The organism is Coprococcus sp. AF102-57 (assembly GCF_027686195.1).
Taxonomy (GTDB): domain Bacteria; phylum Bacillota; class Clostridia; order Lachnospirales; family Lachnospiraceae; genus Allocoprococcus; species Allocoprococcus comes.
Genome location: NZ_JAQCSY010000014.1, coordinates 18,747 through 32,543 on the forward strand (window position 1 = coordinate 18,747; position 13,797 = coordinate 32,543).

Annotated in this window: 5 protein-coding genes; all 5 read left to right on the forward strand. The window is 41.3% G+C overall.

Translation table 11 applies throughout. The annotated features are described in order from the left end of the window. Positions 1–1,318 (forward strand): HD domain-containing phosphohydrolase (locus tag PGZ10_RS10070; RefSeq protein WP_270541320.1); only part of this gene is annotated, 1,318 nt, incomplete at its 5' end. A 21-nt stretch (positions 1,319–1,339) separates the two neighbouring features. Further along, the gene (locus PGZ10_RS10075; protein WP_270541321.1) at positions 1,340–10,285 is read left to right on the forward strand and encodes a Cna B-type domain-containing protein; all 8,946 of its coding nucleotides are present in this window, start codon (positions 1,340–1,342) and stop codon (positions 10,283–10,285) included. A gap of 115 nt (positions 10,286–10,400) precedes the next feature. Then, complete coding sequence (locus PGZ10_RS10080; protein ID WP_270541323.1) at positions 10,401–12,011, forward strand: SpaH/EbpB family LPXTG-anchored major pilin; 1,611 nt, start codon at positions 10,401–10,403, stop codon at positions 12,009–12,011. 136 nt (positions 12,012–12,147) lie between these two features. Next, positions 12,148–13,002, forward strand: a complete 855-nt coding sequence (locus PGZ10_RS10085; RefSeq protein ID WP_270541325.1) for a class C sortase — start codon at positions 12,148–12,150, stop codon at positions 13,000–13,002. After that, the gene (locus PGZ10_RS10090; RefSeq protein ID WP_117814247.1) at positions 12,986–13,687 is read left to right on the forward strand and encodes a pilin N-terminal domain-containing protein; all 702 of its coding nucleotides are present in this window, start codon (positions 12,986–12,988) and stop codon (positions 13,685–13,687) included. The genes PGZ10_RS10085 and PGZ10_RS10090 overlap by 17 nt, the downstream gene beginning before the upstream one ends. The last annotated feature ends 110 nt before the right edge of the window (positions 13,688–13,797 follow it).

Genomic DNA, 13,797 nt, shown 5'->3' on the forward strand with positions numbered 1-13,797 from the left:
GTTAAAGCAAGCAGGAATCATAAAAGCCTATGAAGGTACAAATGGTGGCTATATGCTGGCAAAACAACCGGAGAATATTTCTCTGATGGAAATTATATCGTGTGTAGAGGAAACAATGGCAATTAATCGTTGTTTGGAAGAAGATCGTTTTTGTTCCAGAAATTTAGAAGATACCTGCAAGATACATAAAATATTGTTGAGTTTGCAGAATACATACAATAATAAATTAGAGAGCGTAAAAGTTTCAGATGTTATCCGCCCTGGAGAAGATGAATATTTTGGACGATTTTATGTTGTATTAAAACTGAACTTGAAGGAAAAAAGCTACGAGTGTGTATATTCACATATCCGTGAAGTGTATGAGAAAGTAAGGAAAACAGAAAGCTATGAAGAGTTCATAAGCCAATATGTAGAAAGATACGTGTATGCTTCTGACAAAAAAATGGTTCATGACTTCTTATCAAGTGAAGGATTAGAAGAAAGACTAGTTGATGGATGTATGGAAAAAGATCTTCCATATCGCAGGATTACTGGAAAAGATAAGAATGCATATGTTTGGATGGAAGCAAAAAAATATATAGATGCAAATGAGAATACTGCAATTATTACCTTACATAATGAGAAGATTGTCCAGAACACAGTTATAAAGATGGAACGAGAACTCATAAAAAAAGAACAAGATATGACAAAGCAGTATTGGGATATGGTATCACTTTTAACTACTGTATTGAATCATAATCAGATAGTTGAATCAGGGCATCAAGATGATATTAGCTTTTATACAAAACAGGTATATCTTCAATTGCAGAAGAATTATCCGGAATATGGGATTACAGATGAAGAAATTTCGTCAGTAGCTCATTTGGCACCGATTCATGATATTGGAAAGATAAAAGTACCACTTGAAATTTTAAATAAGAATGGAAAATTGACAGATGAAGAAATGAATGTAGTAAAACAACATCCATTAGTAGGTGCAGCGATGACCCGGAGATTCCCAGAAGGAGTAATAACGGAAAAGCTGAACCAATATAGTTATGAAATATGCAGACATCACCATGAAAGATATGATGGATCAGGATACCCGGATGGTTTAAAAGGAAATGCGATTCCAATGTGTGCGCAGGTCGTTGGGATTGTTGATGCTTACGATGCATTGATCAATGATCGGCCATACAAAAGAAAATATGAACATGAAGAAGCGATACGGATGATTTCAAATGGTGAATGCGGAGCGTTTTCTAAAAAACTGATCCTATGCTTGACGGCGGCAGCAAAGCAGCCAGAGTGGTTAAAAGTAACAAAAAGTCAAGCATGACAGAAGATTTGAGGCAATTTTATGAACAAGAAATTGAGTGTTTTAAGACGAATTACAGCAGTTGTTCTGTGTGTTACATTATTATCTTCGCAAGTCGTAGTTGCGAATGCTGAAGATTCAGAAAAAATGGGTGTGCAGACCAATAGTGAAATTACAGATATATCGGAACAGGATGGTTTCAGCAGTGATGCATCTGAAATATCTGATATCACGGAAAGTGATATTCCTGATTCTTTTGAAGGAGAATCAGAGCCAAATACAGATATTAGTTCTGAAGTAACAGAGGAATTTGGTAATTCTGAAGATCAAGGATTTACAGATGGAGAAGAAACAATTATCGAGGATGAAAACACCTCAGATACTTTGGAAGAAGCAAATCCAGATTATGAAGATGGAAAAATATGTATCTACAATTACCAGCAACTTCTGCAAATCGGTACAGGAATACAGATGTTTTCCGGAGACAAAGATGGAAATGTTGGTGAAGGGGATAAGGTTCTTGCAGATGGTGCAGAACTTACCTATGCATCAGACGCTTCCTATTGTTTGATGAATGATATTCCAATAGATAATGAAAATGTCTGGAACTTCCCATCAGATTTTACAGGTAGCATCACTTCATCATCAGAGCGCACGGGCAACACAGTATATGATTCAGTGACTGACACGATTTATGTGTATAACCGATACCAGCTTGAATTGATGAAAGGGGAATCATCAGACAGCGAACCTGTAATGAGCGAGGATTACATTGCTGAAAAAGTTGGAATGGGACAGGTTTTTACACTGGAAGATGGTTCCTATCTTACTTACAGCAAAACACATAATTATGTGCTTGCTTCTTCATTTACAACAGAAACACCGGAGCTTCTTGCAAATAAGGCTGGGACAGAGGAGACAACTCAGGATATTACTAGCGCATATCCGTCCGACTATGAAGGAAGAAATTATTTCGGTCAGGTGGTAAAAAAGATTGGTGATAAAAATTATATTCTGATTGGAAATGAAACACAGCTTCGGGCAATCGGAACAGATACGGATGTGACAGAGCCAATCTGGCGAGTATATGAAACAAGAGAGAAAAAGTCGGGATTGTTAGGAGGATATACAGACTGGAAACCAGCAGCTGATACACAGACATACAAGACAGAACTGTATTATCCGGGTGATGCGGATATTGTAAAGTTTAATGACACATATAATTGGTCTGGAAAAGAATTGTATGGAAATAAAAAAGGTGACCATAAGCTGGGAGATACAGATGAGCAGGATGGTGGGGCTTTGTTAGGAACAGGTGCCACAAAACGATATCACTATGTGAGCAGTACGATTCAGGAGTCAGCTGATATGACAGTAACTGCAACAGAAAGTACTTCCAGTGATTCCAAAGTGGAATCCGTTGAAGCAGATGCAACCGTAAAAGATAGCAATTCGATTGATATGACTCCATCAGACAGCGAGGCAGCAGCTGAGACAGGAAGTAATGATGAAACCTTTACAAGTGGTGAGGATGAAAGTGATTTTTCAGATGATGCGAATCCGGAAAGTATTACGGTTGATGAGAACAAAACTTACGTCCTTACCTATGATACATCCAAAAGTAGTAATACCAATATTGCAGGCACAGGATATAAATATAGCAAGGATGCGAATTACATTATCTTTCGTGATATTGATCTTTCCAAAGAGAGTACCAATTCTAATGGGAAAGATGATAACTGGACACCTATAAAGAACTTCCAGGGAAATATGGAAGGTCGTAAGGGAATGACAGAAGGAGCTAATGTCAAAATCAGTAATGTAAAGATTGTACAGGACGCAGCAATCAATCAGAGCGCTTATTCAAATGGAAGTAGCTCAGACACGGAATATGGTGTTGGATTTTTCAGAAGTTTATCGACCCCATATGACAGTTCATTACAGATTTCATCAAAACAGGTTTTCGTAAAAAATCTCACCTTATCAGGAGTGTCTGTTTTAACTACAACGAGTTCTATAAAAAAAGATTTTAGTTTGCTTGGTGGAGTGTTGACCTTAGTTTTAAAAGTCCTGGGATTATCAAGTGGGTTGGAAAAGGATCCAAAATCTTTTTCAACAGGTGCTTTTGCTGGCGTTGTAAAAGGGAACGTACAAATATCAGACTGTCATGTAGAAGGATTATCAGGAGTATCTAATGCAAACAGCTGGACGGGTGGTTTTGTTGGGTACAGTTCAGGTATTACAAAATATGAAGCTCTATCAGGAGCACTTAAAGGAGTAACGGACGCACTTAGTAAGTTATTAAACCTGATTCCGGTATTAGGCCTTGGTGATCTGATTACAACGCTTTTGAATGGAGGCGTTCTAAGTGTCGGAAACCTGATTCCGATTGGTTATGTGAATCCGGTGTTCAGCAACTGCTCAGTAGCTGGTAGTGATACGATATCCGGACAGAATTATACAGGTGGATTTGCAGGAGAATCAATAGGTGCTGTAATGACTGGATGTTCAGTGAATGGTGCTGAGAGCGTCAATGGTATAGATTACTCTGGAGGCTTTATTGGCCGTGCTTCCAATGCAGTTGTTGCAGGTGCACTGGATCATCTGGGAATCCAAATTGCTGATTTTCCGGTTAATACTGTAATGCTTGGATGCAGTATTAATGGCAGTGCAAATGTATCTGCAACAGGAGGTTCTGGTAAGGAAAGTGGTTATGCAGGCGGATTTATAGGAGAAATGCGTAACAGTTATGCTGTGGATTGCAGTATTTCTTCTCTTGGTACAGTGTCCGGAAAAGATTATACCGGAGGATTTGCAGGTCTGGCAACCCTTGGTGCTGTTACATCTATTGATGAAAATAAAGGTCTGCTTGATCTCGTGAAAAATCTTCTTACAGGTTTATTAAACGGTACTACAACGGATATGGATATCCTGAATCTTGTAGGACTTCGGCCTTCCGTTATAAGTGGATGCACCATTGGTGGAAGTACGATATCCATAACTGCCAGTGGCAAAAATGCCGGAGGACTTGTAGGATATGCCGGAGCTGTTCAGGTTTCTAATACTTCAGAACTTGCAGACGGTTCAAAATCGACTACAAAAGCCTTGAATCGTGTACTTGCAAAAAACAGTATTTCTTACAGTTTTAATGATCATTCTAATAGTATTATTGCATCAGAAAGCATGTCCGTTTCAGCATCAGAGAATGCCGGAGGAGTCTTAGGTTACGCTAAAATGACCAGTGTCAGTGATGTCCTTGGCGGAACAGTTACAGCAGCAGACTATATGCGTTTTGAATGTAAAGATTGTTCCGTAAACGGAGGCTCTTCCGGGCTTACTGTCACTGCGTCAGATCAGGAAAATGGTTGTGCTGGAGGTGCTATTGGTTATGGAACCGGTGGAGAAGTAAGGAGAACATCCGTCACAAATCTGAATTCCGTAATGGCTGGAAAGTCTGCAGGAGGATTTGCCGGATATTTCGGAAGCGGCACCCTTGCCAATGTTGGAGGTATTAAACTTCTTGGATTACCGCTACTAAAAATTGACAGCCTTCTTTCTGTAGGCCAGATGATTGAGACATTTACAGTTGACAGCACTGTTACAGGTGTTTCCTCAGGATATAGTGTGTCTACTGGCAATGAGAAAGGTTATAGTGGTGGCTTTATTGGAGAATGCATTAGTGGACGAGCAAGGGACACAAAAATCAGCAACCTGAAAACGGTTACTGCATCTGCAGCATCCGGAAAAGCCGGGGGCTTTGTAGGTTTTGCCAAAGCCGGAGATGCATTAAGTGCCGGGGATTCCACTACATCACAACTGACAGGAATCGAATTGGAGAACCTGCTAGGCGTTGTCAGTGCACTGAGACCGGAGTTCAATAATACTTCTATTGCATATGTTTCGAATGGTTCTGACCCTCAGGTATCCGCTGATATGGCGGGCGGCTTTGTGGGAGACGGACAGGCAGTAGATATCAACTATGGAAACAACAATTCTGGATTCAAAGCTGACACAGACACGAATTCATCTTCGAATGAATCTACAGGTGAAAAGAATAGTGAAGAAGCAGATTTCATTTCAGCAGTCACGAATAGCGAGAATGAAACAACAGAAGGTGAGACTGGTGCGATTGCAACAACAAATATTACCGGACTTTCCTATATAAAGGGAACCAGCTATGCCGGTGGTTTTGCAGGAAGGCTGATGCCTGGTGATGTGGCACAGACAGGTTCTATTAAGTTACTGGGTCTCTTAAATGTAAATCAGCTTCTCAGTGTCATGGATGTGGCGTATCCGAGAATTTCCGACTCTTCTATCGAGGGAGACAGCTTAGTTGTAACAGCATCTGGAAAAAATGATGATGTGGCGCTTGGAGATGCCGGAGGATATATCGGTAATGGAAAAGCAGTCATGGTGAAGAACTCTGATGTGACCAATGTAAAAGAAGTCACTGCACCGTATCATGCCGGTGGCTATATCGGAATCATGCGTTCCGGAAGTGCGGCGGAGGCAGGAGATGCCACAGGAGATCTTTTGAACAGTGTCCTTGGTAAGATTCTGAGTCTGAAGGAACTGGCAAGTGTCCTGCAGGCTGCATCCAGCAAAATTACAAACTGCAAAGTTGCTGGTACCGCAGATGGTTTGACTGTTACGGCTGACAGGGGATTTGAAAACGCAGAAGGCTATGCAGGCGGCTTCGTTGGAGAGATGCAGAGCGGTCATGTAGATAATTCATCAAATGCTGTTGACGCTGGAAAAGGAACGGCAGTAGAAAATCTTCTGAAAGTAGAAGGTCTTCGTTATGCCGGAGGCTTCGGAGGTCTGGTAAAAGCCGGAGCGGTTGCAGAGATTGGAGATAAGTCATCAATTCTTACAAAAGTAGTTGATCTGACAGGATTACTTTCCCTGGTTAATGCTTTTGTTCCTGTGATCAGTAATGCCAGTGTTAATTCTGTAGAAAAAGGGTTTACCGTTACCGTTACAGGTACTCTTGAAAAAGACAGCACCAACGATGCGGATGCTGGAAGTGCCGGAGGCTTTATCGGATGCGGAACCGGTGTACAGATCAGCAATTCCGATGTAAATAAATTGCAGCATACAGGTGTCAGTGAGCCAAAGAATCTGCAGCAGGAAGATGGTAGCAGTTATTACGGAAGCGACAGTGCATATGCGGTAAGTGGTTATCGTTATGCCGGCGGCTATATTGGGAAAGCTGCTATGGGAAGTACGGCAGCCATCGGTGGAGCAAGTGTTCTGGATCATGTTCTTTCTACGACAGGACTGTTATCAGCACTGACTGTAGTTGCATCTATCATAGACAGCTCAGATGTTTATGGAGCGATAGGTGGATTTAATGTTATTGCAACAGACGGAGACGGTGATACCGGAAAAGCCGGAGGATATGCAGGAGAACTTCTTGGAGTTCAGATTCAGAATAGTAATTCTTATAATTTTGCACATATCATAGGGCGTGAAAGTGCCGGTGGATATGTTGGAACCATGGAGCCGGGGAGTGCGGCAGATGTGGTCGATGGATTAAGTGCTCTTGGAGGACTTATTAAGGCAGATAATCTTCTTGGAGTTTTACAAGCCTTTGTTCCAGTAATCAAAAACAGCGAAACAACAAGTATTCCATGTGGAGGTGCTGTGAGGGCTCAGGCTGAGAGTGATGATGGCATTTATCGTGGACTTGCCGGAGGATATGCAGGTTACAACTACGGCGGTCAGATCTGGGGAAAAAATACGGATAAGTGGAAAGGCTCTGCATATACAGGAACCGTAAGGGAATGTGCAGCCTATCGTATCCGATCCGTATATGGAACAGAATATGCCGGAGGTTATACAGGACTGATGCGGTGTGCGAATGTTGCAGATACAGGAAGTCTGAAGGTTTTGTTCGGTCTTATCAAATTGGATAATCCGCTGACGCTTCTTCAGGCAGTGTATCCGACAGAAAAGAATACAGCAGTCTATGGACCGCTTCGTGGACTTGATACGGATACTTGGAATAAGTGGGTTGGCGCTGTCGGCTCTTATGGAAGTTACGGTAATAAATTACAGGCACTTGGTGAAGTCAATGATCAGGATCAGTTGAATGAGATCATTTCTCAGTATGCATATGGATACGCAGTCACAGCAGGACGGAGTATTCTTGCAAGTAAAGCAACACAGGGAGGTTCTGCTGGAGGCTATGTAGGTCGGATGGAAGGCGGTACCGTTACGAATGGTACTGCCGTAGATCTTCAGTTAGCAGAGGCTTATAGAAGTAGTGGTGGTTTTGCTAGTGAGATGCTTACAGGTTCTGTGGCAAACACAGGTGACGTTTCACTGGCAGGTCTTAAGGTTATAGGTGCAGACAGTCTGGCAGCATTAAAAACCTTTGTGCCGGTTGTAAAACAGTCCCATGTGGAAGGCTATCGTTCCGGTGCAAGAATCAAAGCAACCGGTATTGCAGACAAAGACCCGGCAGGATTTGCCGGAGGCTATGTGGGAAGGATGATCGGCGGCCAGATCTGGGGAGATGAAACTACCTCCTGCAGTATCATAAATTTAAGGCGTGTAGATGGAACTTCCTATGTAGGCGGTTTTGCTGGAAAAGTAGATCCGGGGAGTGTGGCAGCTATTGATACAGCTACAAAACAGGGACTTTTGAATAAGCTTCTGGATGTTCTTATGGTAAATGCTCCGGCAGAGCTGATCAAGGTTTTGAATGCAACTGTTTCCACCATTCGTTGTGCATCTGTGTCAGCTTGGGATGACTGGGGCGTGATTGTAAACGGAACCTATCAAAATGGAAGCAATACAGGGTACGCAAAGGCAGCTGGAGGATTCGCAGGAAGTCTTTGTGGAGCAGTTCTTGGCGAGAAGGATAAGCCAGAAAGCGGAATCCGTGCAGACAAGATTCGCTCTGTAGTAGCAGGTGAATATGCCGGAGGATGCTTCGGTATTGCGGATGTTTCCGGTGCCGCAAACATTAGTGCAGGTAATGAGACCTCGGTATTACAGTATCTTTTAAAACTTGGAAAAACCGATGTGTTGGATGCGTTCCGAAGCTATGTATATTACGGAAATGTCACAGGAAGTCCAGATGCAGGGCTTGGCGTCAGTGCTAACACAGCAACAGATACAGGACAGAATAATCAGGTTGCATACAGCGGAACAGCTGGCGGATTTGGTGGTTCACTGTTAAATGGATCTGTCAAAAACAGTAGAGTAACAGGATTAAATTATGTAACTGGACTGAACAGCGTTGGCGGTTTTGTAGGATACTCCGGAAAAAGCGGAGTTGTAAAAATGGAGAAGCTGGATGTGCTGGGAGATAAATTTGGACAGCTTCTGGGCGGTGCCCTCGGCGTTCTGGATATTTTTGGTTCCCACATAGATGACAGTAGCGTGACAGGAGTGCCTGGTGGTTATACGGTTCAGAGTAAAGGCGGAAAGGAGCAGATCGCCGGAGGCTTTATCGGCTATGCAAATCTTGCCAGAATGTCAGGTTGCAATGCCGGAGATGCCCAGAATCAGGAAAACAGTCTGAAACTGGTAGAATCCGGTGGAACAGCCGGTGGCTTCGCTGGAAGAACAAGCTTTGCCTATCTTGCAGATGTAAAACTGGATTCCACAGTGGTGGATGCATTATTCGTAGTTCTAGATCAGCTTGTAAGGGCATTGTATTTGGATAAGATCCAGGATTCCGACTTGTTGCATATTAATCTTGGAATTGTGAAGGTTGATGCGCTGTATGAAGGAAATCTTCTCCATGTGAATCTGCTGGGACTTGATATTTCCGTCGGACTGTCCAAAAAATCGGCAGACAACGACCAGCAGACAGATTTTGCAATCATTAAGATCGGAGATTCCTCTATTAAGCTTCCATGTGATAAGAATGGAATCATAACAAAAGATAATGATGTAAAGTCCAATATTAGTGTCAACTTGATCAAGGCAAACAGGACAAAAATTACAGACAGCAATGTATATGGAATCAGTACGGGATACGATGTCTATGCCGGCGGTGCCGGAAATGATGCAGACGGTACTGCAACAGATGGACGAAGCGGAGGCTTTGTAGGATACAACGACGAAGGACTGCTGAAAAATAACAACATGTATTACTGCGATGTGGTCCGTGGAACATCTAAGCTGGTGGGACCATTCAGTGGAAAAAGTGATCTGGAATCTGTATATGACTTTAATACAAAAGCAGGTGTAGAAGGTGAGAATAACAATTATCGTATTTACCGAAAACCGGCGATTAGTTTTGATGAGATCAAAAAGAATTCGAAACTTCTGACAGATACGTTCAGCCAGGAAAATGGATGGAGCATCTTCTCAGTAAAGCATGTAGTGCAGGTAGATGAGTATAACACATTGCAGGATGCAGTTATGGCAACAAAAGATTCTTCTGAAACAGCAGATCTGAATGCTTATGTATCAGATGCAAAAGCCGTTCTGATGTCAGATACCAAAACGACAGTCAATATAGGTGACAGCACATCACCGGAACCGTCTGATACGCAGGATCCATGTGATGAGAATGTAAACTTGACGATAAACAAAGTCTGGAAAGATTTTCGAAATATGGATGGTATCAGAACAGATTTCATTAAAATCAAGATTTCTAGAAGCTGGACGGATGCAGATGGAACAGAACATACAGAAGATGTATCGGGATATGATAATTATGTGATTACAGGCGATCCTTCAAAATCTACATGGCAGGAGGTAATAAAGGAACTTCCGGCATATAAGACAGATGGAGATGATATTTATTATTACAAATATTCTGTTACAGAAACGGAAATAAACGGATATACAACTACAATAAAAAGCTCTGATGATGGATTTACCTTCACGATCATCAACCGGCATTTTGCACTGCTTCCGGATACCGGTGGCGAGGGCATCATGATGTTCATCATAGCAGGTGGTTTGTTGTTAGCGTTCCTGCTTTATACCGGACGTAGAAAGAAACGGAAACAGACGATGTAGGAAAGGGGGAGCAGAGTCATGAGAGAGATATGGCTGCGTGGGGAACTTCCACCGTAAAGGCTGAAAGAATCCCCAGCGAACCAATAAAAAATCAAAAGAAAGTGAGAAGAGGAACATGAAGAAATTAGTATCAAGATTTATGGCAGTTCTGATGGCAATGACCATGATACTGTCCATGAGCATGACTGCATTTGCAGCAGAAGCTCCAAAAGGAACCCTGACAGTCAACAATACAGTAGCAGGAAAGAATTTGGATTTGTATCAGATTTTTACAGCAACAAAAAGTGGCGAGAATGTAGCTTATACACTGAACAGTGCATATGAGGGATTTTTCCAGAGCAAAATTTCTGGTGCTTCTACATTAACAGGTGAAGCATTAAGTGAAAAAGCTTATGAATATGTTAAAACACAGGTTGGAACAGATGGAAGTAATGGCGCAGCGTTTGCAAAAGATATCATGGGATGGATTCTTAGTGCATCAGGTGAAACCAAAACAGCTGTAGAATCTACTCATAGTACTACAACTACAGCAGACACAAAGACAGTAATTGAAAATCTGGCATATGGATACTATGTAGTTTATCCATTAGGTGCAACAGATACATCTACAGCACCTGGAAATGAAGCAGTAAAATCCGTAGCTTCTTTAGTCAGCGTTACAGGTGATGATGCTACAGTTAATATGAAGAGCAATTACCCGACAGTAGTAAAAAAAGTAAATGACAAAAATGCAGATGATGTCAACATTGGTGATACAGTAACTTACACACTGACATCTAAAGTACCGGATATGACAGGTTATACTTCTTATGTATTTAACTTCAAGGATACATTATCCGCAGGTCTTACTTTTAAAGAAATTACCTCTGTGACAGTTGGATCAGGTGAAAATGTGCAGAATGTTACTGCAGGTACTGGCGATAATACTTATACATTAACACAGGACGAACAGAACATTACAATTATAATGAACAATTTCCTTGCTTCTAATGCAAATAAAGCAGGACAGGAAATTAAAGTAACTTATACAGCAACCTTAAATAAAGATGCCGTAACTGGATTTGATCCTAACACCAACAAGGCTACTGTTGAATACAGCAATAAGCCAGGAACAGATGACAAAGGTGAATCCGAACCAAGTAAAGTAGACGTACATACTTTCAATTTCACAATCTTCAAATATTATTTAAAAGGTGAGACTCAGACTGGACTTGCAAAAGCAGAATTCGAGCTTTACAAGGCAAATGGTGAAGTAGCTGGAGACAAGGTTAACATTAAAAAAGTAACTGATGGTGAATACCGTGTGGCAACATCTGAGGAAGCTGCAGCAGAAGGTTTCAAATCCGATGTAATCGTATCTGGTACCAACGGTAAAGTTCTTGTAAAAGGTCTTGATGCCGGAACTTACTACTTAAGAGAGACAAAAGCTCCAGAAGGATACAATAAACTTCTCAGCGACATTAAGGTTGAGATTAAAGCAACTTATGGCGAAGATGGAAAACTTGTAAGCTATACAGTAGATTACACATACAATGGAAAGACTACAAATGGTACTGCAATCACAAACAAAGATAGCTCTCCAGAAGTAGCTGTAGAAAACAAGACAGGTGCACAGCTTCCATCTACTGGTAGCAAGGGAGCCCTTATGGTAACACTGGCTGGTATCGTTCTTTTCGGTGCATTAACAGCAAGCAAAGCTTTTGGCAAAAAGAAAGCAAAAAACTAAGGCGTCCTGAAGTTTAAGAATGGACAAAAAGACAGTTCATCTTCCCGGTATTGCGCCGGGAGGATGTCTGCTTTTTCTGAAATATCCAGTGTGGACTGGGTATTTCAGAAGAAACAGACAAAAGGTGAAAGGTATTATGAAAAAAATAGTGAAAATACTAAGAGGAATTGGATATCTGGCGGCATTTTCTTTAATCCTGTATCCGGTAGTGAGCAATTACATCAATCAGATGAACAGCACAACGATTGCTACAGATTATGAACAGGAAGTTTCTCATCTGTCGGAAGAACAGGAAAATGCAATGATCGAGCAGGCGCAGGAATACAATGAAAGCCTGATTGGAATTGGTTCCATAGCAGATCCGTTTTCAGAAAGTAATGAAAACCAGACAGAAGATGATGAGTATAACAATCTTTTGAAAATTGATGATACTGGAATGATGGGATATATTGATATTCCAAAGATTGATGTTGTCCTTCCGGTTTATCATGGAACATCCGAAAAAGTACTGCAGTCAGGTGTAGGACATCTGAAAAACACCTCGCTTCCGGTAGGCGGTGAGAGCTGTCATGCGGTATTATCCGGACACCGTGGACTTGCAAATGCCAAGATATTTACCGACCTGAACAAGATGGAGGTTGGAGATGTATTTTATATTAAAGTTCTTCATCATACCTTTGCCTATCAGGTGGATCAGATTCTGACAGTATTGCCATCAGATACAGATTCTTTACAGATTGAAAAGGGCAAGGATTATGTAACACTGGTCACATGCACTCCTTATGCAGTTAACACGCACAGACTGCTTGTACGTGGCACTAGAATTCCGTATGAAGAGGCACAGAAGATAGATGAGGAAGTTGGTCTTCAGCGCACAATCCCATTCAATGTGATTCTATTGATTGTTGGAATTGTTGCTTTCATCATCATATGGGTGAGCATTAAGTTACATAAACGCAGGAAGGAGAAAAAACATGAGCAGAATAAGTAAACGTAAGCGAATATATATGTGTATGGCCAGTGTGATGTGTATGCTTTTACTCCTCATTCCGTTACCTGTGTCTGCGAATGATCTGGGAAGTATATTATTAAAAGCAACTGTTGAAGATGAGACCACGGTATATAAGCTAAGTAATACTGAATTTACGATGTATCAGGTTGGAACATATAAAAACAATTCATGGGCATTAGTGAGTGAGTTTGCAAAGTCTGGAGTCATATTTGATTTTGATGATTCTTCCGCTCAGGCAGAAGCTGCAAAAAAACTGGAAAAATATGTACAGGATAACAACATCAAAGGAATGTCCGGAAAGACCAACTCAGACGGAGAAGTTATGTACAGAGATCTGGAAAAAGGAGTGTATCTTTTTGTCCAGACACAAAAAACACAAATTAGCAATCAAGTATATCAAAGCGAACCTTTTATCATAACAGTTCCAGGTAATTATGATGGTCAGATAATTTGGAATGTAACGGCAGAACCTAAATTTAAAAATGAATCGATACCACCAATTACCACGAATACGCCACCAGTTTCAGAAGAACCATCAGGTGATAATAGCAGTCATACTCCAAATGTAAAAACGGGAGATGATACGAATGTAATTATGTGGCTTTCTTTAATGGGAATATCCTTAGTCATATTTAGTATTTGTAAAAGAAAAGTCCATAAATAATATGAGAAGATCGAGAAATCCAGGTCTTCCCGTTTCGTTATATAACTGGCATAACCCAAAAACAAATACCTCCGGAGGTGCACCGTATGGCGTCACCTGGGAGGAAATGG

Excerpts from the sequence above, each read along its gene's own strand:
- PGZ10_RS10075 (WP_270541321.1), top strand. The coding sequence starts at position 1,340 with ATGAACAAGAAATTGAGTGTTTTAAGACGAATTACAGCAGTTGTTCTG.
- PGZ10_RS10080 (WP_270541323.1), top strand. The coding sequence starts at position 10,401 with ATGAAGAAATTAGTATCAAGATTTATGGCAGTTCTGATGGCAATGACC.
- PGZ10_RS10085 (WP_270541325.1), top strand. The coding sequence starts at position 12,148 with ATGAAAAAAATAGTGAAAATACTAAGAGGAATTGGATATCTGGCGGCA.
- PGZ10_RS10090 (WP_117814247.1), top strand. The coding sequence starts at position 12,986 with ATGAGCAGAATAAGTAAACGTAAGCGAATATATATGTGTATGGCCAGT.